This is a genomic window from Microbacterium sp. P5_E9, assembly GCF_054049175.1.
In genome coordinates, this window is the sequence record NZ_JBFUMV010000002.1 from 536,819 (window position 1) to 562,127 (window position 25,309).

24 protein-coding genes, 1 tRNA gene and 1 pseudogene are annotated in these 25,309 nt (G+C 66.7%); 17 read left to right on the forward strand and 9 right to left on the reverse strand.

The window, feature by feature from the left end; all coding sequences use genetic code 11:
- Positions 1 to 64: 64 nt before the first annotated feature.
- Positions 65 to 1,888 (reverse strand): annotated as a pseudogene (locus tag ACXJ3V_RS05895) (lamin tail domain-containing protein); the annotation flags it as partial.
- A gap of 77 nt (positions 1,889 to 1,965) precedes the next feature.
- Positions 1,966 to 2,382, reverse strand: coding sequence for a nuclear transport factor 2 family protein (locus ACXJ3V_RS05900; protein WP_457099326.1), 417 nt, complete (start codon positions 2,380 to 2,382; stop codon positions 1,966 to 1,968).
- Positions 2,383 to 2,503: 121 nt separating this feature from the next.
- Between ACXJ3V_RS05900 and ACXJ3V_RS05905 the strand changes: the two genes are divergently transcribed.
- Positions 2,504 to 3,433, forward strand: a complete 930-nt coding sequence (locus ACXJ3V_RS05905; protein WP_457099327.1) for an NAD(P)-dependent alcohol dehydrogenase — start codon at positions 2,504 to 2,506, stop codon at positions 3,431 to 3,433.
- A gap of 14 nt (positions 3,434 to 3,447) precedes the next feature.
- Positions 3,448 to 3,519, forward strand: a tRNA-Arg gene (locus tag ACXJ3V_RS05910).
- Positions 3,520 to 3,668: 149 nt separating this feature from the next.
- Here the strand turns inward: ACXJ3V_RS05910 and ACXJ3V_RS05915 are convergent.
- A complete protein-coding gene (locus ACXJ3V_RS05915) occupies positions 3,669 to 4,796 on the reverse strand; it encodes a tyrosine-type recombinase/integrase (RefSeq protein ID WP_457099328.1) in 1,128 nt (375 codons plus the stop codon).
- Between the two features lie 6 nt (positions 4,797 to 4,802).
- Positions 4,803 to 5,390, reverse strand: coding sequence for a hypothetical protein (locus ACXJ3V_RS05920; protein ID WP_457099329.1), 588 nt, complete (start codon positions 5,388 to 5,390; stop codon positions 4,803 to 4,805).
- 113 nt (positions 5,391 to 5,503) lie between these two features.
- Here ACXJ3V_RS05920 and ACXJ3V_RS05925 point away from each other — a divergent pair, with 113 nt between their 5' ends.
- Positions 5,504 to 5,740 carry a helix-turn-helix transcriptional regulator gene (locus ACXJ3V_RS05925; protein WP_457099330.1) on the forward strand — a complete coding sequence of 79 codons (237 nt, stop codon included), beginning with the start codon at positions 5,504 to 5,506 and terminating at the stop codon, positions 5,738 to 5,740.
- Positions 5,741 to 6,171: 431 nt separating this feature from the next.
- A complete protein-coding gene (locus tag ACXJ3V_RS05930) occupies positions 6,172 to 6,912 on the forward strand; it encodes a ferritin-like domain-containing protein (RefSeq protein WP_457099331.1) in 741 nt (246 codons plus the stop codon).
- Positions 6,913 to 7,041: 129 nt separating this feature from the next.
- Here the strand turns inward: ACXJ3V_RS05930 and ACXJ3V_RS05935 are convergent, their stop codons facing one another.
- Positions 7,042 to 7,488 (reverse strand): hypothetical protein, encoded by a 447-nt coding sequence (locus ACXJ3V_RS05935; RefSeq protein WP_457099332.1) that lies wholly within the window; start codon positions 7,486 to 7,488, stop codon positions 7,042 to 7,044.
- A 175-nt stretch (positions 7,489 to 7,663) separates the two neighbouring features.
- On the opposite strand from ACXJ3V_RS05935, the gene ACXJ3V_RS05940 reads away from it, so the two are divergent.
- On the forward strand, positions 7,664 to 7,990 hold the full coding sequence (locus ACXJ3V_RS05940) for an antibiotic biosynthesis monooxygenase family protein (RefSeq protein WP_457099333.1): 327 nt from the start codon (positions 7,664 to 7,666) through the stop codon (positions 7,988 to 7,990).
- Between the two features lie 44 nt (positions 7,991 to 8,034).
- Here the strand turns inward: ACXJ3V_RS05940 and ACXJ3V_RS05945 are convergent, their stop codons facing one another.
- Entirely contained in the window at positions 8,035 to 8,217 is a 183-nt protein-coding gene (locus tag ACXJ3V_RS05945) for a hypothetical protein (RefSeq protein ID WP_457099334.1), read from the reverse strand.
- Positions 8,218 to 8,384: 167 nt separating this feature from the next.
- Here ACXJ3V_RS05945 and ACXJ3V_RS05950 point away from each other — a divergent pair, with 167 nt between their 5' ends.
- Both ACXJ3V_RS05950 and ACXJ3V_RS05955 read left to right on the forward strand, forming a co-directional pair.
- Positions 8,385 to 9,359 carry a phosphatase PAP2 family protein gene (locus ACXJ3V_RS05950; RefSeq protein WP_457099335.1) on the forward strand — a complete coding sequence of 325 codons (975 nt, stop codon included), beginning with the start codon at positions 8,385 to 8,387 and terminating at the stop codon, positions 9,357 to 9,359.
- A 573-nt stretch (positions 9,360 to 9,932) separates the two neighbouring features.
- Complete coding sequence (locus tag ACXJ3V_RS05955) at positions 9,933 to 10,622, forward strand: hypothetical protein (protein ID WP_457099336.1); 690 nt, start codon at positions 9,933 to 9,935, stop codon at positions 10,620 to 10,622.
- A gap of 214 nt (positions 10,623 to 10,836) precedes the next feature.
- Here ACXJ3V_RS05955 and ACXJ3V_RS05960 read toward each other — a convergent pair whose 3' ends face one another.
- Positions 10,837 to 12,450 carry a phospholipase D family protein gene (locus tag ACXJ3V_RS05960; protein WP_457099337.1) on the reverse strand — a complete coding sequence of 538 codons (1,614 nt, stop codon included), beginning with the start codon at positions 12,448 to 12,450 and terminating at the stop codon, positions 10,837 to 10,839.
- A gap of 523 nt (positions 12,451 to 12,973) precedes the next feature.
- Between ACXJ3V_RS05960 and ACXJ3V_RS05965 the strand changes: the two genes are divergently transcribed.
- The 4 genes from ACXJ3V_RS05965 (at position 12,974) to ACXJ3V_RS05980 (ending at position 18,091) form a co-directional block, all read left to right on the forward strand.
- Positions 12,974 to 15,760: an AAA family ATPase gene (locus ACXJ3V_RS05965; RefSeq protein WP_457099338.1), complete on the forward strand. Its 2,787-nt coding sequence runs from the start codon at positions 12,974 to 12,976 to the stop codon at positions 15,758 to 15,760.
- 333 nt (positions 15,761 to 16,093) lie between these two features.
- Positions 16,094 to 16,777 (forward strand): response regulator transcription factor, encoded by a 684-nt coding sequence (locus ACXJ3V_RS05970; RefSeq protein WP_457099339.1) that lies wholly within the window; start codon positions 16,094 to 16,096, stop codon positions 16,775 to 16,777.
- Positions 16,774 to 17,748 carry a sensor histidine kinase gene (locus ACXJ3V_RS05975; RefSeq protein ID WP_457099340.1) on the forward strand — a complete coding sequence of 325 codons (975 nt, stop codon included), beginning with the start codon at positions 16,774 to 16,776 and terminating at the stop codon, positions 17,746 to 17,748. Before ACXJ3V_RS05970 ends, ACXJ3V_RS05975 begins: the two co-directional genes overlap by 4 nt.
- 13 nt (positions 17,749 to 17,761) lie before the next feature.
- Positions 17,762 to 18,091: a hypothetical protein gene (locus tag ACXJ3V_RS05980; protein WP_457099341.1), complete on the forward strand. Its 330-nt coding sequence runs from the start codon at positions 17,762 to 17,764 to the stop codon at positions 18,089 to 18,091.
- Between the two features lie 62 nt (positions 18,092 to 18,153).
- On the opposite strand, the gene ACXJ3V_RS05985 is transcribed toward ACXJ3V_RS05980, so the two are convergent.
- A complete protein-coding gene (locus ACXJ3V_RS05985; RefSeq protein WP_457099342.1) occupies positions 18,154 to 18,795 on the reverse strand; it encodes a phosphatase PAP2 family protein in 642 nt (213 codons plus the stop codon).
- Positions 18,796 to 18,964: 169 nt separating this feature from the next.
- Between ACXJ3V_RS05985 and ACXJ3V_RS05990 the strand changes: the two genes are divergently transcribed.
- The 3 genes from ACXJ3V_RS05990 to ACXJ3V_RS06000 all read left to right on the forward strand — a co-directional run bounded on the left by ACXJ3V_RS05990 (position 18,965) and on the right by ACXJ3V_RS06000 (position 21,889).
- Entirely contained in the window at positions 18,965 to 19,801 is an 837-nt protein-coding gene (locus ACXJ3V_RS05990; RefSeq protein ID WP_457099343.1) for a COG4705 family protein, read from the forward strand.
- Positions 19,802 to 19,865: 64 nt separating this feature from the next.
- Positions 19,866 to 20,546 (forward strand): response regulator transcription factor, encoded by a 681-nt coding sequence (locus ACXJ3V_RS05995; RefSeq protein ID WP_457099344.1) that lies wholly within the window; start codon positions 19,866 to 19,868, stop codon positions 20,544 to 20,546.
- Complete coding sequence (locus ACXJ3V_RS06000; protein WP_457099345.1) at positions 20,543 to 21,889, forward strand: sensor histidine kinase; 1,347 nt, start codon at positions 20,543 to 20,545, stop codon at positions 21,887 to 21,889. The genes ACXJ3V_RS05995 and ACXJ3V_RS06000 overlap by 4 nt, the downstream gene beginning before the upstream one ends.
- Before the next feature lie 90 nt (positions 21,890 to 21,979).
- Here the strand turns inward: ACXJ3V_RS06000 and ACXJ3V_RS06005 are convergent, their stop codons facing one another.
- Entirely contained in the window at positions 21,980 to 22,603 is a 624-nt protein-coding gene (locus ACXJ3V_RS06005) for a hypothetical protein (protein WP_457099346.1), read from the reverse strand.
- 257 nt (positions 22,604 to 22,860) lie between these two features.
- On the opposite strand from ACXJ3V_RS06005, the gene ACXJ3V_RS06010 reads away from it, so the two are divergent.
- The 3 genes from ACXJ3V_RS06010 to ACXJ3V_RS06020 all read left to right on the forward strand — a co-directional run bounded on the left by ACXJ3V_RS06010 (position 22,861) and on the right by ACXJ3V_RS06020 (position 25,280).
- Positions 22,861 to 23,187 carry a PepSY domain-containing protein gene (locus ACXJ3V_RS06010; protein WP_457099347.1) on the forward strand — a complete coding sequence of 109 codons (327 nt, stop codon included), beginning with the start codon at positions 22,861 to 22,863 and terminating at the stop codon, positions 23,185 to 23,187.
- A 108-nt stretch (positions 23,188 to 23,295) separates the two neighbouring features.
- Positions 23,296 to 23,961, forward strand: coding sequence for a response regulator transcription factor (locus ACXJ3V_RS06015; RefSeq protein WP_457099348.1), 666 nt, complete (start codon positions 23,296 to 23,298; stop codon positions 23,959 to 23,961).
- Positions 23,962 to 23,987: 26 nt separating this feature from the next.
- Positions 23,988 to 25,280 carry an ATP-binding protein gene (locus tag ACXJ3V_RS06020; protein WP_457099349.1) on the forward strand — a complete coding sequence of 431 codons (1,293 nt, stop codon included), beginning with the start codon at positions 23,988 to 23,990 and terminating at the stop codon, positions 25,278 to 25,280.
- Positions 25,281 to 25,309: the final 29 nt, after the last annotated feature.

Here is a 25,309-nt window from a genome sequence, read left to right on the forward strand (position 1 = left end):
CGGGCGCCCACCCACGGCGCAGCCCAACGTCGGGGGCGATGGCGATCTCGGCCCAGGCGCCGTTCTTCTTCGTGCCGGGCGTCTGGCCCGAGGTGTACCAGAGCGCCTCGAAGACCTTGCCGCCATAGCTCACCGTGTCGCCGGTGTTGTAGACCTTGGTCTTGGCCCAATCGTCCGGTGCCGGCACGCCCTGCGCGCCGAGGTGCAGGTCGCAGTCGATGCGCCCGCTGAAGAGCGCGTGCCCCTCCGTTGCGCTGCCCGGGCCGGCGCCGTAGATGCCGTCGTCCCCCCAGAGCACCTCCTTGGTGCCGTCGACGCAGGTCGTGCTCGGCGCGAGGGCGAAACCTTCGATGTTGTTCACAGGCAGGCTCGCCGGCTTGCTGTAGGCGACCTCGGGGATGATCGTGCCCGTCGAGCCCACCTTCAGCACCGTCGTCGTGACGCCGCAGGTGTTGTCGCACAGCGCCCAGATCCGCTGGGTGTCCGCGTCGAACTGCACGTCCATGACATGGCCCATACCGGTGTCGACCACAGCGACCCGGTGGAACGAGTGGTCGCTGCTGAGCGCGTACGCGTACAGCTTTCCGTCGTTCTCCAGCGCCGCGAAGTACAGTCCGCCGCCGTGCGTCGGGTAGTCGATCGGCCGGTACGTCTTGCCGGTCGACTGGTCGACGAACCCGTTGGCGGTCAGGTAGGCGTCCGGCACGACGGTGACGCCTTCGAAGCCGAGGTTCGCTTCGGTCTTGTTCCCGGCGTGCAGCTCGGGGAACTCCGCGGTCAGATTCCACTCGTCGGTCGCGACCAGCTGGGTGGTGGACTGGGTGGGGTCGAAGCGCAGGATCGCGTTGAGCGGGATCGTGTTCGCTGCGTTGTTGCGCTCGGTGGTGATGTAGAGCGCGCCGTCCGCGCCGATCGTCAAACCCTCGGAGTCGGGCTGGTTCGTCACCGGGTCGGTGCTGCCGGGGAAGAAGATCTCTTTGCCCGCGCCCCAGCCGTTGCTGGTGTCGGGGACCCAGAGGCCGCCCTGCTTCACCAGCCGGAAGACCCAGCTCTTGTTCTTCACCGTGTAGACCACGTTCGCGTCGCTCGGGTCGAAGATCAGACCGCTGATGTCGCGGCCCTCAGGGCCGGTCGTCGTCTTCCACGCGCACTGAGCATCGGCGACGACGACTGCGGCGCTCCCCGGCCAGGCCGCCGGCACGACCGCGGTGACAGGAAGGGCGCCCGTGCCGGACGCCGCCTCCGGCTCGCACGCGAGCGTCGGGACGGGGTTGTCCGCGGGGTTGGTCAGTGGCGTCAGGCACGCGGTGGCGTTCGACGCGCCGAAGCTCTTGGCTCCGACCGAGACGAACGCGCCGCTGCCCTCCGGGCATCGCGCGAACGCGCCTGCGCCGAAGTTGTTGCTTTCGTCGGTGCCGGCCTCGCCCGCCGTATAGACCGCCGAGTCGACCAGCGTGCCGGCGGTGCCGTTCGCGCCGTCGGGGAGGTAGAGCTTCACGCCGTCGCCGCCGCTGCCCAGACCCTTGGTCGAGGTGAAGTACACATAGCCGTGCGCTGGGATCTCGGTGGTTACGGTGCCATCCGCGAGTTTTGCGGAGAACGCCAGGGCGGCGGTGGCGGCGCTGCTGTCGGTCTGCAGCCAGCCGGCGATGCTCACAACGGCATCGCTGCTGTTGTAAAGCTCGATCGCGTCGCCGACCGGCGTGGCGCCGTTGTCGGAGGAGATCTCGTTGATGTGGACGTTCGTCCAGGCGGGCGTCGGTCCTTCGGCTTGGGCGGCCGTGGGGAGCGCGATCGCGAGCGCTCCGGCAATAGCTGTCGTGGCGAGAATCGCGACAGCGCGGGAGAGAGGAAGGGGCATAAGCCGAAAGCTATCGATGCCGCTCATACCCGAAATCAAATGCGATGTGAACAGACGATGAACTGGCCCGCGCTGGACCGTGGGGAGCTGCTCCGTCGCGACTGTCAGGCCGACTCCGCGCTCGGCGGCCGGTACATCTCCTGGACGACGGTGTCGATGTCGCCGCCGTCGACCTCGACGGACTCCAGGTAGAGGCGCGCCCTAGCGACCAGCCCGTCGCGCGCGACCAGGATCATCACCCCACGCACAGCAAATGCGGACCCATCGACATGGTGGCCGCGCCACTCCCACTCGCCCCACTCGGTGTCGCCTTCGACCACGGAGGACAGCACTTCCGACGAGAAGTCGGGCACGCCCTCGAACACAGCCGTCCAGTTCGACAGCACCTGGGCGTTTCCGCGGAAGTAGCGGGCCGGATGCACGGGCTGAATGCTCTCGTAATCGTCGGCGAACAGAGCGGCGAACCGTTCGGCATCGTGTGAGTTCGCCGCATCTCGCAAACGCTCGAGCATGCTGGTCATGCCACAGAACGTAGACCCGGCGATAGATTTGCGCCATGGCGCCCGAGGAGTGGTGAGTGTGAGAGCTGCTGTCTACCGCCGTTATGGTTCACCCGCGCGGATCGCGATCGAGGACCTGCCGATGCCTTCCCCGGGACGCGGGCAGGTGCTGGTCAAGGTGGTCGCGACCTCGGTCAACCTGAGCGACTGGGAGGGCCTTCGCGGTTCGCCCGCCTACTCGCGCTTCGGCGGACTTCTCCGGCCCAGACGGCACGTTCTGGGATCCGACATCGCCGGCGTGGTGGTCGCTCTAGGGGCTGGATCGTCGAGATTCGCGGTCGGCGACGCCGTGCACGGAGACATCCTTGCGGTGCTCGGCGGCTTCGCGCAGTACGCGCTGGCACCCGAGTCAGCCCTCGCAGCCAAGCCTCATGGCCTCTCCTTCGCGGACGCCTCGACGCTGCCGCAGGCGGGAGCCATCGCCGTACAGGCGGTGGCGCGGGCACGCCCCGGCGACCGGATGCTCGTGAACGGCGGGGGAGGCGGTTCGGGGATGTTCGCGATCCAGCTGGCTGTTCGCGCCGGTGCGCACGTCACCGGGGTCGACAACGCCGAGAAGCTCGACTTCATGCGCTCCCTCGGTGCGGAGCGGGTCATCGACTACCGCTCCGAGGACTTCACCCTGGGCGGGCCGTACGACCTCATCGTCGACCTCGTGGCTCGTCGCTCGGTCTTCGCCTACCGCCGGGCTCTGGCCGCGGGGGGCCGTTACCTGATCGTCGGGGGCACCGCACGGGCACTGCTGCGGGTGGTCACGATCGGCGCACTCCTGGGTCGACTGACCGGCGCGCGACTCGGCGTGCTGGCGGTGCGCCCCGGCCCTGCGAGCTTCACGACGCTCGAGCAGCCGGTTCTGTCGGGCGCCGTGCGCATCCATGTCGACCGCACCTTCACCCTGGACGAGGTCCCCGAAGCTCTCTCGTATGTCGGTGGCGGTCACGCCCGCGGCAAGGTGGTCGTGCTCATCGATCTGGAGGCCGATGCGCCGGGGCGCGCCGATGACTCCCAGTAGAATGGATGCCGCCAGCCTCTGTAGCTCAATGGAAGAGCAGTTCCGTCCTAAGGAAACGGTTGGGGGTTCGAGTCCCTCCAGGGGCACAGTTGTTTTATGCCTTCTGACCTGGCTTTTATTGATGTGATTCAGGCGCTGAAATCGCGTTTGCCCACACTTTGCCCACACTTTTCGGGTGTCAGTGCGCGTGGAATGCCGTCGTCGAACGTCGTTACGGCCGGTTCGAGGCGTCTGTTCAGCGCTCGAGGAGAGCCGCCCAGGGGCGGCCGGCGCTGGCGATCTGGGCAGCCTCCTGCATGCGATCCGCGACGGCGTCGAGGTCGTCGTCGAACAGATCCGCGTACGTGTCGAGCGTCATCGCCGCCGAGGCGTGACCGAGCATCTTCTGCACGGCCTTCACGTTCGCGCCCGCGCTGATCGCGAGCGAAGCGGCCGTGTGGCGAAGGTCGTGTGGAGTGATGCGGGGGATGCTGGGGTCGATCTTCTGGGCGCGACGCACGGCGACGGCGAACCAGTTCTCCGAGTCGTTCTCGCGTTTCATGTGCGTCTCGCCATTGCCGAACAGCAGATTCTCTGGGCCTTTGCCGGCGCACGCGGCATCGATCAGGGGAGCGAGGAACTCGAGGTAGGGCACTGATCGACGCTCGTGCGTCTTCGGTGTGCCGACGTGCACCTCCCACCGGACGAGGACGGCGTTCTCCTCGATGTTCAGGCGACGCCGGGCGCGGTTGACGTGCCGAACGCGGAGACCAGTCGCCTCGCCCCAGCGCAGCCCGCAATAGGCGAGGACGAGCACCAGGGTCGGGTGGGCGGAGACCGATGCCAGCGTCTGAACCTGATCGTGAGTGAGGTAGACGCGCCGCTTCTTCGCGGAGCGAGGGGGAAGATTGCGCAGACCGCGCGCCGGATTGCGGGAGAGTCGACGATCGTCGACGGCGACATCGAGGATGCCGGCAAGTACGCCGAGGGCGCGCAGCACGATCGAGGTCGACCTCTGGGTCGCGAGTTCGCTCACCCACGCCTGCACTTCGGAGGGGTGGATCGAGGCGAGATCCCGATGGCCCCATTTCGGCTCGACGTGGGTCTTCCACGACGTCACGATCGGCAGGTACGAGGAGGGCTTCAGTACGGGCGGTCGCTTCGAGGCGATCCACAGCGGCGCGAGGTGCCCGACCGTCGTGCGGGACAGCGCTGGATCGATGTAGTCGCCGGTGGCCTTCGCGATGGTGACGGACGCGAGGTAGAGCTCAGCATCGCGCTTGGTGCGGAAGCCGCGCTTGTCGGTCTGGCTGTGATCCGGCTTGCGGTAGCGCACGCGATAGCGCCGACCGTTCGCGGTCTCGTAGGGCGTGACGCTTCCCATTGCTCGTCACTGGCTCTCGGCTTGGCGCCCGACCGCGTAGTTCATGCCCTCGAGACGGCCGGCCTTGCGCGCCTTCATGATCCAATCGGATGCGGTGCGATGCGGAACGTCGAGTTCGCGCTGCACCGCCTTAACCGGCGGCAGCCCGGCAAGTGCAGAGGCGCCGTAGAGGATCTCGATGACATCCATACGCGCTTCGGTCTGCCCGCGCTTGACCACCGCTTTGGCCAGCCACTCCGGGATGAGGCGACCTTCGACGGCGCTGATGTTCGCCACCGTCGTCCAGTTGCCGTCTTCGAAGATGTCGATGGAGATGCATTTCGGGATCGCGGCCTGCAGGATGCCCGAAGACGACATCCGTCGGAGCGCTTCCGAGTCGAACTCCTCGCTGATCGCTCGGTTCACGATGGCCGTGACGACGTATCGCCCTTCGTCTCGCCGGTAGTGCGCCTCGAGCGCGGTCTCGATGCCCGTTTCTTGATCAACGGCGGACGCGATGAAGCCGGGTGCGATTCGCAGACCCGACCCGACCGGCACCGTGGTGCCGCGGGCAGTCATCTTCTTGTCCTCGAGCGTCCTCACTTTGACCTTCACCTGACCAGTTTGCCTGTTCACTGCGCTAATTCGCAGATTGTCCTTGACGAACATCATGACTTAGGCGTGTACTTGTGTCAATCAGGTTTGGTTATACGCAAAAGAGGTGGATCATGACGACTCTCGCCGGAACCGAAGCCGCGCAGCTGCGCCATCAGTACTTGAGCCCCGAGCAGGTGGCTGAGCTCCTGCCGGGCGTCACCAAGAACACGCTCGCGATGTGGCGGTACGAACACAAAGGACCGAAGTACTACAAGCTCGGCCGCAAGGTCGTCTACGCGCTCGACGAACTCGAGGAGTGGATCGCACAGTCGGGCACCGAGGCTTCGCGCGCACATCGGACGTATTGAACCCTCCGGCTCCGACGACGGGAGTGTAGCGGTCGGTGGCTGCTGCGTTCCCTCCGCTCGCTATTTGCAGACTCCGCTCTCCGCTGCGCTCCGAGCTGCGCTTAGCAACCGCTCGCTGCGGAAACTCCGCGGCCCCCGACCGCTCGATCGCTGATTGTCGGAGCGACGGCTAAGAGTGAGCTAGCTGAAAGCCCGGAACTCGAGGGCGACTCGATGGGGGTCGTGACGAAGCGGAACCGCTGAGACGCCTGCGCTGCGTGTGACAACGGCTGCCCGACGCCCGATCCCTTACCGGGCGCCCGTCGTGACGTTCCGCTCTGGCGCTGTAGACAGATGACGTCGTTGAGCACAAGGTCGTCCTCGTCGTGACCACCGTCCGCGAGGGGTCGCGATACGACCACGATCACGGGAGCACTGCGAGACTTACTGTCATGAGGTCTGCGGTATCCGCCAATGTCGGCGCCCCTGTATTCGAACGCTGGGTCGCTCACTTTGCCGCCAATCAGGCACGGCACGACGCAATCGAGGCCCGCATTGACTGGGATGCACCGGCCGATCTTCCTGACAACGTCCGGACCGCTCTCATCCGGTCCTTCCAGCGGTTCGAACTGGGCGAGGGGGGCGAAGGTACGCACCTTCTCCGCAAGGCCTCCGGCTGTGGCGCGGCTCAACAAGAAGCGCTGCGCATGCTCGTGGCGGAGGAGCAACTGCATTCCGGACTGTTTCAGCGTGGCCTTCTGCACCTTGGTGCTCCAACATTGGACGGCCATTGGTCGGACCGAGTGTTCACATATCTGCGCCGGTCGCTTGGGTTGCGCAACGAGCTGGCCTTGTTTCTCACCGCCGAAGCTGTCGCCATGCCGTACTTCGTCGTCCTCGCACGTTCCGGACCGGACGAGATGATCCGGGCGATTGGCACACGGATCGCCCTTGACGAGGAGCACCACCTGGCGTTCCAGATCGATCAACTACGACTGGAGTTCGCGGCGTTGCCAACCCCGGTACGAGCGCTGGTATTCGCTGCGTGGTGGTGCGTCGCGGTCGGCGCGGCGACGGTCGTCGCGATTGACCATGGGGCGGCACTGCGTACTTGCGGCCTTCGCGTCGGCTTCTACTGGGGCGCCGCATTGCGATCGTTCCGGCGAGCGGCCGCCGCGGCACTCGCCCGTTAGCGATCCCTCGGCGGGCAGTGCTCGAACGGGGAACAAGCTGGTCGTCGGTGCGTCGGCTCCCCGCAGCTCATTGCCCCGAGTCAAGCCGCAGGACGGTCAGTCACGATCTCTCAGCGGGCGCGCGACTGCTCACTCATGAGTGCGGGAAGTCGCTTCGTCCTCGGACTCCAGCATCCACGCGAGCGCCGCGAGGTCGACATCCAGGCTGCGCTGGACGTCGTCGCGCAGCTCGTCGGCGTACTCACCCGCCCGCGCACCGGTGAGCCACGCGCGCAGCACGAGCGCCGACCCCGAACCCGATGGCTCGGCGGAGTGGTGCACGGTGAGCTCGGCATTGTCGAGGATTGTGGTGTCGGCATACAGGCGGCCCTGTACGTACTCCGTCACAACGAAGGGGGCCTCGCGCCCACCGAGCACCTTGAGCACACCCCTCGCCCCCACGGCGAAGGGCTCATTGAGTCGCAGGTACTCCATTCCAGCCGCCCACTCCGGATGCGTCGCGAGGTCCCGCCAGCGCGCCACGAATCGCTCGGGGGAAGCGGAGGAGGACAGCTCGGTTCGCGCGATCTCGATCACAACAGGACCCTACCGACGACCACCGACGCCGTGAGGCGCTCAGGGCCCGGCGCGCGGGCCGGAAGTCGGCTATGCCCCATCCGTTCCGCAACGACGTGCCCAACGTTGGGCTACTTCGTCGGCGCGGTGCAGCACCGGACGCCCCAGGAGTGTCTTGAGTGTCAGGATGTGATCCATGTCGATCGCGCAGACGCCCGAACCGCCTTACACCGCTGTCATATTCACCTCGCTGCGTACCGATGGGGACAGCGGCTACCGGGTGATGTCCCAGCGGATGATCGACCTCGCGTCGCAGCAGCCGGGATTCCTTGGCGTCGAGGCTGCGCGCGAAGGGCTGGGCATCACGGTCTCCTACTGGGCGGACGACTCTGCGGCAGCAGGATGGAAACGGGTGACCGAACACGTGATCGCCCAAGCACGCGGTCGAGCGGTCTGGTACGAGGACTACCAGGTCCGGATCGCCACCGTCAGCCGCTCATACGGCCCCACCGGTCCACGCTAGGACAAAGGACACCAACACCCCTCCCGGTGGTCGCTACCCATCCTTCAGCGGGCGGACTCCATCATCCGCACTCCGATGAGCACGAGCCCGGCGCCGATCGAAGCGGCTCCGATGAGCGCGACCGTCAGCCCGCCACCAAGGGGCAGCAGCGTCCCGAATTTCGCCTTGCCGAGGCCGACGAGGAGCAGGATCGCGATATAGCCGGTTACGGCGGGGGATGAGTTCATTCGGGCACGCTACCGCGGGATGAAGGTGATGCCCGCGGAGCATCCATCCGGCTGCGGACAGACGTCGCCGAGGATCCTTCAGCGGGCGTTTGAGGAAAAGCCCTGGGCGGTGTTCCGCCGTTCGGCACCGCAGGTAGCCCGCCGATGCCGTGAGCGCAAGCCCATTAGTGGCCTTCGCCATCGGACGTAGCGTGGGATTCGTACATGAAGGGAAGGCCATGTCTCCGAGCAGGACTGATTCCCCGGGAGGGTTGAGCCAGTCGGGGGAACCCGCGGCGGGCGCCGAGGCCTCTGTGGCCACGACCGGGAAAGAAGCGCAGGGCGCGCAGCGCGGTGCCGTGTTTCTGCCGCACGACGGATCACCGGTGTTGGATGCCGGGAAGTCGCCGATGTCCCAGATGCATGACGAAGAAATCTCGGATCTGGTCGAAGGCCCAGCCCCCGCGCCGGTGAAGATCGCTCGCGTGTGGTGGGTGGTCTCAGCGGCCGCCGCGTTGTTGCTTGTCGTGCTGCTCGGCGCGGTGATCTTCTATCGCCAGGCGGACAAGCCCTTCGGTTTCGAAGTGGAGTGGATGGGAGAACTGGTCGAGGCTCGCGTGCCGGTGTTCACGGCCCTCGCGCTCGCCTTGAACTGGATCGGCGGGGGCATCAGCGGGGTCGCGATTGTTCCCCTCGTCATCGTCGGCGGCCTGCTCATCTGGCGAAGGCCGTGGGCGGCGCTCTATTTCGTCTGTGCCACGATCGCCAGCGCACTGGTCGTCCTCGTCATGAAGAACGTCGTTGGTCGTCCGCGTCCGACCGATATCCTCGTCACGGCCGACGTCGGCTCGTTCCCGTCCGGCCATAGCGCGAACGCAGCGCTCATCGCCACGACGCTGGGAATCATCTTCTGGCGTAGGTGGGTTTGGATCGTGGGAGCCGCCTACACACTGCTGATGATGCTGAGTCGCACCTACCTCGGAGCGCATTGGATATCCGACACGGTCGGTGGGATGCTCGTCGGCGTCGGCCTTGCGGTGATCATCTGGGCCCCGTTTGCGTTTGTGCTCTACCGTGAGCGCCGCAAACCACATCCGCCGATCTGGGTGAAGGTTGCAGCCCCCGAAGCGGCGATCGATCAGTCCGGAGAAGGCTCACACTGACCCGCCGCCCTGGGCACGCCGGAAGCGTAGGAGCCCCATGCGGCCGCGGTCGACCAATGTGATCGAATCATGCCCGTCGAGGTGCCGGCCGACTGGGACAGTTGTTCCCGAATAGCGGCTAGCCTCTCGGCCGCGGCTACGTGTGCGCCCGGGCGGGTTGGGATCCCTCAGCGAGCAGCGGGTTTGGCCGGAGTCGCTCTCTGTGCAGGCTTCGATCACCCTCACTGATTGGCTCAAAGAGTGCCGCGGAGCTGCGAGTGTCACCCTGGACGGGCGGCCGATGGAAGGTCCCGATGGGTGGGATAGCCGTGCGCAGGCTCCCGCCGCACTCAGCACCCTGAGGATCGCCCGAAGCGTCGCTGCTTTAGGCGCCGGCCCCATGTGCGTTTCAGTGAGCGTGCCTGACGGTCCCGCTTTTGGCAGCGAACTCCGCTTGCTGTGGACACGCCAACACTTGCGTGTCGGCATCCGATTGCGGGGGTTTCGCCCCGGAACTCGATGGGGTTTATGTCCCCGAGCCCATTCCGGTGCGCCGCGGCGGGGTTGCGGAAGTCATCGACCTAGACTTCGCGCGTGAGCCAACACCTGACGCGCAGCGCGCGCATCGAGCACCGGTGGCCGGCGGTGTTCGCGCTCGTCGTCGCGCTGGTCCTGTACGGCGCACTGCCGAACGATCTAGTCACTGTGCAGCGATATGTGACGGTCGCGATCGGCATCCTGCTGCTGATCCCTCTCATCATCATCAATCCCCACCGACTTAAGAAGCAGACCACGTGGTCGCGCATCGCATCGCTGACGCTCGCCATCATCGTCGTGCTGTCCAACCAGGTCACCCTCGTCTCGCTCGTTCTGGTACTCGTCCACGGGGGCGGTGACGGGCCAACGCTGCTGCAATCGGCGCTGCAAGTCTGGGTGGTGAATGTGATTGGGTTCGCGCTGCTGTTCTGGGAGATCGATCGCGGTGGACCCGTCGTGCGCACGATGGCGAAACGCTCCGCCCTTCCGCGAGCCGACTTTCGCTTTCCGCAAGACGAGGATGACGACACCATCGTCGAAGTAGCGGTCGGGTCATCGCTGAAGTCCGACTGGACGGCCGGCTTCGTCGACTACTTCTACTTCTCGCTGTCCAACTCGATGGCGTTCAGCCCCACCGACGTGATGCCGCTGACCGCGCGATCGAAACTGCTCATGTCCCTGGAGTCCTTCGGAGGCTTCATCCTCCTCGCCCTCGTCATCGCCCGAGCGGTCAGCCTCATCGGGTAACTCAAGCTGCTTCCGCCACGCGTTGGACAGAGTCGCTGCAACCGTAGCGTCGCGCCCTGTCAGGATCCCTATCCGCGCGGCGATCGTTTGAGCAGGTCTACGCGCGGGTCTGAAGATGGTCGCACGCCCTCGCTTCTTGTTCCGCATGCTTGACGCTGAGTCCCGAGCGCTCGTATTTCAGACCAGAAGCGGGCTGCGAGTAATCGTCGCCGGTTCAGAATACGGGGGTGCCCCTCGAACGGCGGGGCCGGGCATCCGGATCTATGATCAGGCGATTTATCGGCCCCGCCCATAGTCGTTGAGCTCGCGAAACCGGCTGGATGCTGTGACGCCGCACTTGTCCGATCGGTCTCGCGGAGCGGCGTTCGCCGGCGTGCCATCGATCGAGCGCGTCCGCAGTGGTGTTCCAGAGCGCGAGCCCCGAGCGGGTGTCGAGCAGACGAGGGTCGTCCGCCTCGAGGCCCAGGTGCTCAGACCAGAGTTGCAGGCGCAGGCGGTGGGCGACTCCAAGCCTGGGCCGCTCGTCCGCCCCGGCTTCGTGTGCGCCGGCGCTTTCGGCGGTGGTGTCGACCACGGCGCAAGTGAGCTCGCTGTCGGACGTCCATGAGCGTCGGTTGAAGTTGTCCGATCCGCAGGTGAACCAGGTGTCGTCGACGATGCAGACCTTGGCATGGACATAGATCGGAGTGTCTGCGGCGTTCTCCAGATCGAACACGCCGAATCGGTCGGGTGCGGCGCGCCGAAGCATCGATACAGCCCGCAGCTGACCGAGCCGGATCGGCGGTCCCGTGACTGGCCCGTCCGCGTCCGGATATCGCGGCAGCACCACGATCACCTGCAGCCGAGGGTTCGCGGTGAGGGCGTCGGCGATTCCGGCGGCGACCTCGGTTGACCACAGGTACTGGTCCTCGATGTAGATGAACGCGCGCGCTTTGGCGAACGCTTTTGCGTAGGCCCGCGCGACGCTGCGCTCGCCCGCCGGGGCGAAGGGGAATGGCGGCCGTTTGGGTCCGTAGGTTCGCAGCAGCTGAACTGCGTGGGGACCCGCGGAAGGCGGTGGCGGTGCGGCTTCGGGAAGCGGCTTGGGGTGACGAGGCATATCCGCGAGTCGTTGCAGAAGCATGCGATAGGGAGTGCGGTGGTCCAGTGGATGGGGGTCGTTCCAGCGTTCGGCGAACACCTCGAGAAGTTCGGCGACCACGGGGCCCCGCAGTTCAAGGGTGGCGTCGTGCCACGGCGGCCGCGTGCCGTAGCGAGGGTTGATCGACAGCGCCTGCGGGTCTCCAGCGTGGTGCGCGTCATCGCGGCGGCTGTGCGAGAGGTCGATCCCGCCGACGAACGCGACGTCCCGCGAGGGGTCATCACGGCGGCGGATGACGAAGAACTTCTGGTGATGCGATCCGAACAGACGCACCCGCTGATCCAGCAGAACCTCGCCTCCCGCATCGTTCACGAGCCGGCCGAGGTGGACATTCGAACGGCCACTGATCGGCGCAGACACGCGCTCCCCATGTGACCGCCAGATCAGCCCACGGATCTCTACGCCGGCACGAGCCAGCCGGGCGAGGAGGACGCCGATCGACGGCCCGTCTGGGAGCAGCCGCTCATCGGCATCGCCGCGCCAGTCGGTGAACCACACGCGGTCTCCCGCCCGCAGGTCCGACAGCTCATCGTGAAGCCGCTCAAAATAGGCAGCCCCGTGCACGAGCGGGCGCACGAGATTGCCCTCCGACCAAGGCGCGGCACCCGCACCACCCCCATGCACCGCAGTGTGCGGATTCGCCCATTCGGCACGGTTCAGGAACCACTCGCCGACACCGTTGTCCACGCCACGCACTCTACGTCATCGCCAGAGCCGACCGCCCGATGTCGCTGACCGCCTGTGGGCGGGCCAGCACACCATGGAGACGCTGCTGTGCCGCCGCGTGCCGATCACACGGAGTCGGCATGACGACTCGATAGCCGAGGGCATCCGCCAGTTCCTAGCGTCATGACAGTGAAACGCTCCGGCTGGTGGCCGATTCTGGCGGTGTTCAGCGTGGAGTGCTGCTGCTGGTGGTCGCCATGTTCACGCCCCCTTCGACTGCAGAGGCGACATTCGTCTTGATTGCGACTGTCTGCATCGCGTACTCGTTGGGCGCCACATGGGCACAGGCGCTGGCCGGCCCCGGCGCCTCATCGAGGCTGGCGTCGCCGACAGCTGGTAGGCGTCCCTTCGATTCGAGAACTGATCGAGGGGGAGGAAGACGACCCCGGGAAGAACACCCCGGGAAGAACAAAGGAGCAATGCACGCAGGCACCAATGTGAAACGACCTACCGAATAAGCAAGAACGGGCGTACCCTAGGCGCCATGCGCGGGGGACTGGAGAGGTGGAAGCGGGGCACCGAGTCGCGCGGCGTCCGCAATGCGATCGGCTACGCGTTCGATGGCACCTGCGACGCGCACCGTTCGCTCACGAGCGGCGGCGAGGCTCTCGAGACGTACGCTCACGCCGAGGGTGCCACCGTCACAAGGTTCGTGTGCCTCAACGGCCGCACCGGCAGCAGCGAACTCGACGCGCCGGCGCTTCGCCGCTGGGTGAACGGACAGGACCCCTTCACCGGCGAGGCACGCGGCATCCCTCAACTGACCGAGAAGTCCGACCTGCTTCTGGACGGCACGATCAACGCGCCGAAGACGTACAGCATCGCGGCCCTCCTGCATCCTGACCTCGCCGACGAGTTCGAGGCGCTGCAGGACCGTCTTCGCGACCGCATCATCCTCACCTGGCAGCGCGAGCTCAATGCCCGCCGCGGCCATGCCGGCGCGATCCGCGAAGAGCTCGCACGAATCGAGGTCGTCGAACTCAAGCACCGTCGTTCGCGGGCGCTCGACCCGCACATCCACCGGCACCTATGGCTCAACGCCAAGGTGCTCGGGAACGACGGCAAGTGGTCCACTGTCGACTCCCGAGTCGCGATGAAGTTCCACACGGTGGTAAACGCCGAGGGGGAGCTCGCCGCCCGCACCGATCCCGAGTGGATCGCCGCACTCGCCCGCCGTGGATACACCCTCGACGCCGATGGGCAGATCGCCGAGTTGACGCACGCCGTGCGTCCGCTGTCGCGTCGATCGAACCAGATCGAGTCGAACCGCACCACGCTCCTCGGGGAGTGGCACGCCGGGCATCCCGGCCAGGAGCCGAGCCACGACATCCTGCAGCAGATCGACCGGCGCGCATGGGCACTGTCTCGTCCGAACAAGCCGGCCGACCTTGACGAGCATGAGTGGGAAAACCTCGTGCGGCACGAGATCGCAGAGATCGATCCCGCGCTGCTCCTCCCTCGCCAGCCGGTGAATCCGCCTCGCACGCCGGTCGCGCACGTCGATCGAGACCTGCTCGCGGCACGCGCGATCGTTGACGCCGACGAGCGGTCCGCGCGTTGCGGGGGCAGATTCAGCGACTACGACGTCCGCGCCGGCACGGTGCGGGCGGTGGCGGCATCCGGTGTCGTTGCCGATCGGGCGACGCTGCAGGAACTCATCGAAGACGTCGTCGTGCGAGCGCGAGAGTGGACGATCGACCTCCTCGAGGATGAATCCTCGCGCCCCGGTCACATCAAGGCGTACATGGCGACCGCGACCGCCGCGGCGAAGCTGGATCTCGCCGAGAGCTTCGATGCCCTCAACGAGCCGGGTCGCGTGCTCAAGCGACAGACGATCGCCTTGGTCGCAGCGCACGCGCTCGAGCCCGATGCGGAACTCGACGACGGACAGGCGGATGCCGCGGCCGCCGTCGCCGGCACCGCCCGGCTTGTCACGATCACGGGACCGGCCGGCACCGGCAAGACAACCATGCTGCGGGTCGCGCGCAGAGCGCTCGAAGCGCAGCATCGCCGCATGATCGTGGTCGCGCCTACCAAGAAGGCCGCCAGTGTTGCCGGTCGAGAACTCGGTGCTGCGGCATCCAGTCTCCACGCCCTGCTCGCCGATCATGGCTGGAGATGGAACCGCGACGACGCCGGTCGAGAAACCTGGGTGCGTCTCGCCATAGGGGAGGCCGACCCCGATTCAGGGCGTATCTATCGCGGCCCGCGCACGCCGGTCAGTGAGGGGGACCGCATCGTCGTCGACGAAGCGGGCATGGTCGACCTTCACACCGCGATCGCCCTCGCTCGGCTGGCGCACGAGACGGGTGCCGGAATCGCGATGGTCGGTGACCCGCTGCAGGCCGCCCCGGTTGGGCACGCCGGCGCGATGGCGTGCATGGCGCGACGCAGTGGCGTGACCGTCGAAATGACCTGTGTGCATCGCTTCCGCGACCGGAGCTACGCCGATCTCACTCTTCCACTGCGCCAACCCGAGTCCGTCGAGGCCGCGCAAAAGGTTGCCGCCGAACTCGACGAGCGTGGTCTGCTGCGCCGTGTCGCAAGCGAGGACCGTGCACTCGACGCGATGGTCGATGGCTACTTCCACTGGACCGGTGATCGAAAGCGTGTCGCGCTCGTGACTGCGACGAACGACGAGGCGGATGCCGTGAACCGTGCCATCCAGCAGCGCCGCATCGACCTCGGCCAGCTGTCGATCCGCGAGACGATTCTCGGCGCGGAGGAGCAGCCCATCCTGCGCGGAGACATCGTGCAGACCCGCCGGAACGACAGCGATGCCGGCGTGGAGAACCGTGCGCTGTGGACCGTGGGGCTAATCGGCCCCGGCGGCGTCGAGCTGGTCAGCCTCAACGACTCGGGCGATGTGCGGTTCGTCACTGCCGAGTACGTCTCAGAGCACGTTCACCTTGGTTATGCCTCGACCGTCCACGGCATCCAGGGCGAGACAACCGACGCATCCATCGTCGGCCCTGGCGTCGACGCCGCCGGCTTGTACGTCGGGATGACCCGCGGCCGACTCCACAACGAGGCGATCACCATCGCGTCGACGGATCGAGCCGCGCAGTCGCAGATTGCCGCGAGCATGATGCGCGGACTCCCAGAGGTGAGCATCGCCGACTCGGTCAACGCCGCACGGGCGGATCTTGCCAGGGCGGCACGTGCGCGTGCCGAGGTGGACGCGGCGCGGAGGGCCGCACCATGGCCCGAGGCATCAGCACCGTTCACGATGCCCGGTGCTCCATCAGCTGGCAGTTCGATCTCGCGATGAGGGATCGATGACGTCCTTTGGCCAGTTACGCCACCACTGTGGGTATGTGACGATGCGCTCTCCATCATCGGGGTGGGGACTCAGGGGAGCACGCACAGACTCGCTGGTCGAGCCCCGAGCCTGAGGCGACATTGAACTTCCGTTGGATTCCCCTCCCCACAGGCCGTGCAGCTCACGATCCTCCATTTGCAGGCGACTGAGCCGACGCTGTAGACGGGGATACGCCGCTGAGCGACGCAGCTACTCGCGGAGGCTGAACGAATTCTCAGAGCAGGTCAATTCCTATGCGCACGGTTCAAAGGGACTCAGGGCAGGATTCACCCAGGGGGACCGATGCGAATCTTGCTTGTCGAGGACGATCCGATGCTCGGGGAGACCGTGACGCAATTGCTGCGCGAAGCTGGATATGCGGTGGATGCGGAGGCGGATGCCGCCTCGGGTCTGGTGACGTTCGAAATCGAGCCTGAGGATCTCGTCGTACTCGATGTGCGATTGCCAGGCATGTCGGGCGGCGGCATCGAGCTGTGCCGGCGGATCCGGGAGAAATCGTCAGATGTCCCGATTCTGATGCTCACGGCGATCAGTGCCCGAGCCACCATCGTGCAGTGCCTCGATGCCGGTGCCGACGATTATCTCGTCAAACCTTTCCACGTCGACGAGCTGCTCGCCCGCATCCGCGCCCTGCTGCGTCGCGTACCCAGCGCGGTTCCCCCTCGGCTCACCGTCGGGTCGCTCACGCTGGATCCCGGCCAGCGGAGCGTGGAGCGGCGGGGGCGCGTCATCCCGCTCAGCCCGAAGGAGTTCTCCGTGCTCGACTATCTGATGCGTCACCCTGATGTGGTCGTGACAAGCAGTGAGCTCATCGACCACGCCTGGGATCGCAACTACGAGGGCTATAGCAATGTGGTGCCCACCTACATTCGCTACCTCCGCCGCAAACTCGCCCTGCCCGGAGAAGCCGACCCGATCGTCACCCATCGCGGCGCCGGGTATTCGGTGTCAAGCAGGTCGCGATGATCTTGCGTCGCGCACGCTGGCGGCTGACCATCGGGTTCGCCGCTGTTCAGCTGATCACCTACGCCGTCTTCGCCGTGTCCGTCTACGCGTTCGTGACCGCCAGCTTCGACTTCGATGGCATCGAAGAAGGAGGATCTGTCTCCACGGCGGAGGCCGGGTTCGCGACGCTCCGCACCGCCCTGCTGCTCGCCTTCGCCGGCCTTCTGGTGGTGGCGCCGCTCTCCAGCTGGATCCTCGCGGGACTCGCGATGAAACCGGTCGCGGCCACTCTGGCCGCGCAGCGCCGGTTCGTGGATGATGCATCGCACGAACTGCGGACCCCGCTGACCGCGATCCAGGCGCAGCTCGAACTGGCGCTCCTGCGGCCACGCAACGTCGCGGACTATCGCGACGCGTGTGAGAAGGCGCTCGAGGCGACGCACGTCCTGGGTGACATCGTCGAAGATCTGCTGGTCGCGTCGGAGGATCCGCGCGAGCGGTCGCACGACAGCTTGGTTGCGCTCGGCGAGGCGGTGCACCGCGCCCGCGCGATGCTGCCGCAGCCGGAGCGGGTGATGGTCACGGTGACGGGCCAGCCCAAGGTCGTGGCATCCGCCGCCGCCGTACAACGCGTCCTGACGAACCTTCTCGTGAACGCTTGCCGGTACGCGAGCGACGACACCAGGGTGTCGGTCCGGGTCTTCGCCAAAGGACGCTGGGGTGTCATCGAGGTCGAGGACCACGGCATCGGGATGAGTGCGGTGGAATCGCGGCGCGCGTTCGACAGGTTCTGGCAGGCGGATCCATCGCGGGCAAGCGAGGGCGCCGGTCTCGGCTTATCGATCGTCCGTGACGTCGTGACCTCTCTGCGTGGGCACATCTCACTGAGTTCGACGCCGGGGGAGGGCACGACCGTGCGAGTACGCCTACCCCTCTCACGTTCATCTCACGATCCGCTCCGTAGCGTCGGAGCGACGGCAGATTCCGTCTGAAGGGAAGGCTCACATGGAAGCCGAGAAGAAGAAGAAGGTCCGGCTCGCAACTGGGGCGGGCATCGCCGCGATCGTCCTTGCATCGGGGCTCGCGATCGGCATCCCGGCCATCGCACAGGCATCCTCCTCGTCCCCCGCGCCAACGAGCGTCGGCGTGGAAGACGGCACGAACGACGGCGAGACGGCCGACGACCAGGGCGTGGAAGACGGCACCAACGACGGCGAGACGGCCGACGACGAGGCGGTCGAGGACGGCACGAACGACGGTGAGACCGCCGATGACCAGGGCACCGACCAGGGCGTCGAGGACGGCACCGCCGACGGCGAGACCGCGGACGACTGATCCCGATCAGCCGCAGCGGCGGCCGCGCCCCACGCCGGACCGGCAGGGCGAGGCCGCCGCTCTTATCTGGGCGCGGGGGTCTTCGGGAGCATGAGTAGGGGGCTCTCCGCGGCGCGCTCCATCGAGTCGAGCGTGGTCCAGGTGAGCAGCGCCACGGCGGCGCCGAGCACGGCACCCGCGATCACATCGCTCAGCCAGTGTGCGGCGAGATACGTGCGGCTCCACGCCATGGCGACGATCCACACCACGGCGAGAATGGTGGCGAGCCGGGCCCGGATGAGCAGAGCGAGGACGACTGCCAGGGTCGCAGCCATCGAGGTGTGCCCCGACGGGAAGGCAGTCATCGCGTCGGTCGAGAGCGAATCCTCCGGGCGCGGCCGAGCGAAGCTGAACTTGAGGGCACCCGTGATCGCCTGCGACACCAGGACGGCGACCACGACCGTGGCGGCGCTCCAGGGCCGACCGGCGAAGACACACCCGGCGACGATAGCGGTGACGATCACAACCGACCAGAACCCGGCACCGATGAGCTGCAGACCCTCGGCGACAACGAGTCCGGCATCCGTCCGCCACGCCACCATGAGGTCGTGCCACCACGTGTCCACAGGGAGCGGGCCGTTGCCCAACAGGAGGATCACGATGCCGAGCAGCACGACCGCCACGATCCCGGCGATCGCCGTGACGAGCAGACCGCGTCTCTCCATCACCCGACGCTAACGGCGGGGCCTGCTGATCCCCGCCCGAACCGCAGGGCCGTTTCTGAGAGAACCCTCAGGCCGCGGCATCCCCGCCCTCCGCCTTTCTGAGAGAACACTCACCCCCGCACGCCTCGATCATCGGGAACGCCGATTCTGCGCCGAAAGAGTTGTCGGCATGACCAAACCCATGCCGGAGCACATCCGCACGATCCTGTTCAACCGGGTGCCCGAGGTGACGTTCGCCTTTTGGGTGATCAAGATCCTCTCCACGACCACCGGCGAGACGTTCGCCGACTATCTCAATGACGGACTCGGTCTCGGCCTCACGATCACCACCTGGGTCATGAGCGCCCTGTTGGCGATCTCGCTCGTCGCGCAATTCATGACCAAGCGCTACAACTCCGGGATCTACTGGAGCGTCGTCGTTCTCATCAGCATCGTCGGCACACTGCTGACCGACAACCTGACAGATGTGCTGGGCGTCGAGCTCTGGGTGAGCACCGTCATCTTCAGCGTCGTCCTCGCTGCGACGTTCGGCATCTGGTTCGCCCGCGAGCGCACGCTCTCAATCCACACGATCTTCACCCGCCGGCGCGAGGCCTTCTACTGGGTCGCGATCCTGTTCACCTTCGCCCTGGGAACGGCCGCCGGCGATCTGATCTCAGAGGGAATGGGCCTCGGCTACCTCTTCGGAACGATCCTGTTCGCATCGCTTATCGGGATCATCGTCATCGCCCGCTTCGCCTTCAAGGCCAACGTGGTCTTCTGCTTCTGGGCGGCGTACGTGCTTACGCGGCCGCTCGGCGCCTCGATCGGCGATCTGCTCTCGCAGGATCCCGCAGACGGCGGGCTGGGCCTGGGTACGACCGTTACGAGCTTCGTGTTCCTCGCCGTGATCGTCGCGCTCGCCGCCTACCTCGGCATCAAGGTCCGCCACCAGCGCGCGGCCGCGGTCGAGGAGTACAAAGCGTCGCTGCTACTGGAGGGCGACGCCGTGGACGTGCCCGCCTGAGCGCCGGACCCTGGGTCGCCCTCATCCCGCGCCATAGGATCGCACCACGGGAGGAGGGCGGCCGATGGCTCTTCGTGTGCTGACCGTCGAGGACGAGCCCGAGATGGCGGAGCTGTTGGCTCGCGGTCTGCGCGCAGAGGGCTACATCGTCGATGTCGCGGGCGACGGCGTTGAGGCGCTCACCCTGGCCAAGCAGGGCGCGTACGACATCGCGGTGCTCGACGTCATGCTGCCCGGGATGTCGGGGTTCGAGGTGTGCCGGTGGCTGCGCCGGCAGAACGACGGGCTCGCGATCATCCTCCTGACAGCTCGCGACGCGGTGGACGATCGGGTCACCGGATTGGATGCCGGAGCCGACGACTACCTCACGAAGCCGTTCGAGTTCGCCGAGCTGGCCGCACGGCTACGAGCCCTGCGCCGCCGCGATGCGATCGGGGCATCCCGGCTCGAGATCAGCGGGCTGCAGATCGACATGCTGCGCCACGAGATCTCGGCGGGCGGGAAGGAGCTGCGCCTGAGCCGGACGGAGTTCGACCTGCTCCGGTTGCTCGCCGTCAACCACGGCAAGGTGACCCCGCGCGCCGAGATCCTGGACTCGATCTGGGGATCGCCGACCTACATCGATACCAACATCGTCGACCAGTACGTCAGCTACGTGCGTCGCAAGCTCGAGGCCGTCGGAGCATCGGTGCGCATCGCCACCACGCGCGGCGTCGGGTACGAGCTGATCTCGGCGGACGAGTGAACTCCTCGCGACTGACGATCCGTGCGCGGGTCACGGGCGGCACGCTGCTGATCGCGATCCTGATCTCGATCGCCGTGGGCATCGTGATCTTCAACCAGGTGCAGCAGATCGTGTCCGACGGCCAGGAGCGGCTGCTCGAGGGGATCGAAGGGCCGTACATCACGGCGATCACCGACGGCGACACCGAGGCCATGGACCCACCCGGACCAGGGCAGTTCGTGGCGGTCATCGATCCGACGGGTGCGGTCGTACTCAACACGCTGCCCGACGGGCTCGCAGACCAGGTCGCCGACTTCGCCGCAGAGCCCGACGGCGTCCGCCCCGTCGGCGAGGACTACCTCGTGCGGTCGACGTCGGTCGTCGCGGAGGATGGTACCTGGCACGTGATCACGGCGAGCCGCAGCGATCACCAGGTGCTCGGCCAGGTGGCGGTCCTCCTCATCGCGAGCCTCACGGTCATCAACCTCGCCTTCGGCGCGGCGGCCTGGCTCATCGGCTCCGCCGTGCTGAACCCGGTCACCCGGCTGCGCAAGAGCGCTGAGGAGCTCGTCTCGGCACCTGGCACCGACCTGCTTCCGGTCGGTCCGGCGCGGGACGAGATCGCTGACCTCGCGTCGACCCTCAACGAGCTGATCGGCGATCTGCGGGCCTCTGCCGATCGCGAACGTCAGATCGTGTCGGACGCGAGCCACGAGTTCCGCACCCCGCTCGCGATCATCCAGACCCGCCTCGAGCTCGCGCAGCGCCACGCGACGAGCCTCGCCGACATGCGATCGGATGTCGCGGCAGCCCAGAAGACGCTCGCCCGGCTGTCGACCCTAGCGACATCGATGCTCGAACTGTCCCGCATCGACTCTCAGACCAAGCCGGGCCGGGCGACCGTGCCGGACCTCGCGACGGAGCTCGCGGATGCGGCGGACCGCGGCCGTCTCCGGGCTGCCGGCCGCGACATCCGCGTCGAGTACTCCACCGACGTCGACGCGACAGACACCGCCGTCGTGTGTGTGAGCGAGCCGGACTTCGGCCGGGTGTGCGACAACCTCGTCACCAATGCACTCGACGCGATCGGGGGGTCTGGAGTCATCGAGCTGAAGCTGACGTCGGAGCGCGCTCTGCTCCGGCTGACGGTCACCGATGATGGCGGCGGCATGGACGACGCCTACGTCCCGTTCGCCTTCGACCGCTTCTCGCGCGAGAGCAAAGCCCGCACAAGCGGAGGTGCGGGGCTCGGGCTCTCGATCGTCGCCGGCATCGCGGCGGTCTCGGGGGGAACGACGACCCTGCAGAACAGTCCTGGCGAGGGTCTGCAGGTCAGCGTGACCTTCCCGCTTGCAACCGCCTGAACGACCGTTTCCCGGCGGTGTCGGTGTAGATCGAGTCCGTCGAATCCCTGTGAGAAAACGCTCAGCAGCGAGAGTGGCTCCGCCGTCCGATCAGCCCTTTTGGAAACTGATCAGCACCGTCTTGTCGGAGCCGCCGGATACCCCTTCTTCGCGGATCGGCCCGACTCCCTTCGCGTACCACTTGTACTCCAGCAGGTCTGGCTCGAGCGGAGTGGTGTTGCGGGTCATCAGCAGGTGATCGAAGGCCCCGAAGGGCACGTCGGCCATTTCGTCGATGCTGAGCACCCGTGCATTGTCTTCGGCGTGATCGGCGAGGTACTCCTCGCGGTATTCCTGGCCCGGTTCAGGGTCCGCGAGCACCACGATCCCCGGCTCTCCACCGTCGACGCCGGCCTGCCAGGAGCCTTCGGTTGACGCCTCGCCGTCGGGGCCGTATTCGGTGGTCGCCTCGCCGAAGTACCAGATGTTGCCCTGGTCGTCCTGCGCGTACCAGTCGAGCGTGTCCTCGGCCACCGTGCCACCGTCGGTGAGAACGTCGTGCACTTCGCGAGTAGTCACGCCGTCGATGACCTTCGTCTTGTCGGTGACGGTCACCACCACGGTGGCGTTCTTGCCCTCGTCATCGGTCTCTCGATAGGTGCGGACATCGCCTGGCGTCATCGGGAAGTAGGGGTTGTCGATGTGGGTGGAGAACTTTTCAGGGTCGATCGTCACCTTGTCTGACCCCTGAGGGAGCCCACTTGACGACGCCGGGGACTCCGCCGCTGTACCGCCGCCCCCGCTGCAAGCCGCGAGACCCAGCCCGATTGTGAGCACCGTCGCGCTCAGCGCGAAAGCCCGCCCGACTCTCCGCACGCTGCTCGTTCGTGTCATGGGCAAGACAGTAACCCCGGGTGGTCCCGGCAACCGAAGCCCGTTCAGCGGAGAGTCAGGGCCTGGTGCCTATATTTCGGGTGTCAAAGGAGGACGCTATGGAACCCAAGACGCGAATCGCGATTACGACTGCGGCGGTCGTGGCCACCGCGGGATTGGCGGCGGGTGGTGCCGCCGCCGCGGTATCCACCACATCGGACGACTCGTCGACCGAGACGGCGATTACCGGTCCGGCGCTCGATCAGGCGAGCAGGGCGGCTCTCGACTACGTCGGAGAGGGTGCCGTCACCGGAACCGAGGTCGGGGATGAGGAGAGCCTCTACGAAGTCGAAGTCACCCGGGACGACGGCACACAGGTCGATGTCCAACTCGACGAAGGCTTCACCGTTGTCAGCTCGAAGGCGGACATCGAGGACGGCAAGTAGGCACAGTTCCACCCGCCCGCGGAGCCTGACGCAGTCCTACGCTGAGCAGCAGCGGATGCGCCGGACAATGCGGGCGGTTCGCCTGCGTACAGCGACTCGAGGAATTGTGTGAAGGTACTCGTCGTAGATGACGACGCCGTTCTCGTCGGCGCGGTCAAGCGCGGCCTGACGGCGGAGGGGTTCACCGTCGAGGTGGCGGGCAACGGTATCGATGGCCTCTGGCGCGCCCAGGAAGGCAGTTACGACGTCATCGTCCTCGACATCATGCTCCCCGGGATCAGCGGCTTCCGGGTCTGCGCCGACTTGCGCGCCTCCGGCGACTGGACACCGGTGCTGATGCTGACCGCGAAGGATGGCGACCTTGACGAGGCGGAGGCTCTCGATACCGGCGCGGACGACTATCTCGTGAAACCCTTCAGTTTTCCCGTGCTGGTCGCCCGCCTTCACGCGTTGACCAGACGCGCCGCATTCGGGCCCCCGCCGCCCACCACGATGGGGGACCTGCGCGTCGATCCACTCGCGCACCGCGCCTGGATCGGTGAGTCAGAACTGCCCCTGACGGCGCGAGAATTCGACGTTCTTGCCTTCTTCCTGCACCGCCCCGGACAGCTTCTTTCGAAGCGCGACATCCTTGCCGGAGTCTGGCAGGACGACTTTGAAGGCGACCCGAACATCGTCGAGGTGTACATCGCACGGCTGCGTCGCAAGATCGCGGCGTTGACATCAGCGACCCTGATCGGCACCGTGCGCGGTGCCGGGTACCGGCTGGGCTGATGGGCGTTCGTGCGAGCGTGTCTGCAGTGGCTTCGCTCGTCGTGCTCCTCGTGCTCATCATCGCCGCGACGGCTCTGGTCACGACCCAGCGCACCGTCTTGACGGACAGCGTCGATGAGGTCCTGCAGCGATACGCCCGTGCGATCACCATGCAACTGGATGCCGGAACGCTGAGCGAGGTGATCCCTGGTCGCGGCGATGAAGAGTCCTTCGCGATCGTCCGCGACGCGTCGGGCGAGATCATCGCGTCGACGGCGGGAGCACCCGGGCTCGATCTCACCGCGCCCGCTTCCGGCGCGACATCCGTGATCGTCGGGGAAGGGTCCAGCGACACCCGGTTCCGGGTGCGCACGGAACGCCACGGCGAATACACGATCATCGTCGGCACACCCCTCGACGACGTCGACGAGAGCGTGGACGCTCTCACCAGGAGTCTGCTGATCGCCGTTCCGATCGCAACAATGCTCCTTGCGCTGGCGATCTGGCTGTTGGTCGGACGCGTCCTGCGGCCGGTCGAACGGATCCGATCGCGGGTCGCCGAGATCAGTGGATCGAGCCTCGACCAGCGGGTGCCCGTGCCGCGATCGAACGACGAGATCGCGCGGCTCGCTCAGACCATGAACTCGATGCTCGCCCGCCTCGAGGCGACCACGGAACGGCAGGCTCGCTTCGTCTCGGACGCATCGCACGAGCTCCGCAGCCCGCTCGCGCGGATACGCACCGCACTCGAAGTCGATCTCGCCCACCCTGAAACTGCCGACCTCAACGCCACCCATCGCGGCGCGCTGAAGGACGCCGAGCGCCTCCAGCGCCTCATCGACGACCTGCTTCTGCTTGCGCGGCTCGACGAAGCGATCCCCGCCGCCACGCGAGACCTCGTCGACTTGGATGACATCGTCCTCGCCGAGGTGCGCGACCGCGGGCAGACCGCGCTCACGATCGACGTTTCGCGTGTATCGGCGGCGCAGGTGCTCGGGGACGCCGGCCAGCTGACCCGCGTCGTCCGAAACCTGCTCGACAACGCACTGCGCTATGCCGCAACGCGGATCGACATCGAACTCACCGAAACCGGGACGGATGCCGTGCTCACTGTCGCGGACGACGGTCCTGGGGTGCCGTCGGACCTGCAGGACCACATCTTCGAACGCTTCGGACGTGCGGACGATGCTCGCGGATCCGCGACGGGAGGCACCGGACTCGGGTTGGCGATTGCACGCGAACTGGTGAGCCTGCACGGCGGCTCCCTCGCTCTCGACGCCGACAGGGACTACGGAGCCCGCTTCGTGGTGCGTATCCCGAGCTCCCAAGCGGGGTCGTAGCGTCCAATTGCGGCCGATCGTTTCCGTGG

Excerpts from the sequence above, each read along its gene's own strand:
- ACXJ3V_RS05985 (WP_457099342.1), bottom strand. The coding sequence starts at position 18,795 with ATGGAGAGACGCGGTCTGCTCGTCACGGCGATCGCCGGGATCGTGGCG.
- ACXJ3V_RS05930 (WP_457099331.1), top strand. The coding sequence starts at position 6,172 with ATGAGGTCTGCGGTATCCGCCAATGTCGGCGCCCCTGTATTCGAACGC.
- ACXJ3V_RS05975 (WP_457099340.1), top strand. The coding sequence starts at position 16,774 with ATGATCTTGCGTCGCGCACGCTGGCGGCTGACCATCGGGTTCGCCGCT.
- ACXJ3V_RS05965 (WP_457099338.1), top strand. The coding sequence starts at position 12,974 with ATGCGCGGGGGACTGGAGAGGTGGAAGCGGGGCACCGAGTCGCGCGGC.
- ACXJ3V_RS05900 (WP_457099326.1), bottom strand. The coding sequence starts at position 2,382 with ATGACCAGCATGCTCGAGCGTTTGCGAGATGCGGCGAACTCACACGAT.
- ACXJ3V_RS05970 (WP_457099339.1), top strand. The coding sequence starts at position 16,094 with ATGCGAATCTTGCTTGTCGAGGACGATCCGATGCTCGGGGAGACCGTG.
- ACXJ3V_RS05945 (WP_457099334.1), bottom strand. The coding sequence starts at position 8,217 with ATGAACTCATCCCCCGCCGTAACCGGCTATATCGCGATCCTGCTCCTC.
- ACXJ3V_RS05940 (WP_457099333.1), top strand. The coding sequence starts at position 7,664 with ATGTCGATCGCGCAGACGCCCGAACCGCCTTACACCGCTGTCATATTC.
- ACXJ3V_RS05990 (WP_457099343.1), top strand. The coding sequence starts at position 18,965 with ATGACCAAACCCATGCCGGAGCACATCCGCACGATCCTGTTCAACCGG.
- ACXJ3V_RS06010 (WP_457099347.1), top strand. The coding sequence starts at position 22,861 with ATGGAACCCAAGACGCGAATCGCGATTACGACTGCGGCGGTCGTGGCC.
- ACXJ3V_RS05905 (WP_457099327.1), top strand. The coding sequence starts at position 2,504 with ATGCCTTCCCCGGGACGCGGGCAGGTGCTGGTCAAGGTGGTCGCGACC.
- ACXJ3V_RS05925 (WP_457099330.1), top strand. The coding sequence starts at position 5,504 with ATGACGACTCTCGCCGGAACCGAAGCCGCGCAGCTGCGCCATCAGTAC.
- ACXJ3V_RS05980 (WP_457099341.1), top strand. The coding sequence starts at position 17,762 with ATGGAAGCCGAGAAGAAGAAGAAGGTCCGGCTCGCAACTGGGGCGGGC.
- ACXJ3V_RS05995 (WP_457099344.1), top strand. The coding sequence starts at position 19,866 with ATGGCTCTTCGTGTGCTGACCGTCGAGGACGAGCCCGAGATGGCGGAG.
- ACXJ3V_RS05915 (WP_457099328.1), bottom strand. The coding sequence starts at position 4,796 with ATGGGAAGCGTCACGCCCTACGAGACCGCGAACGGTCGGCGCTATCGC.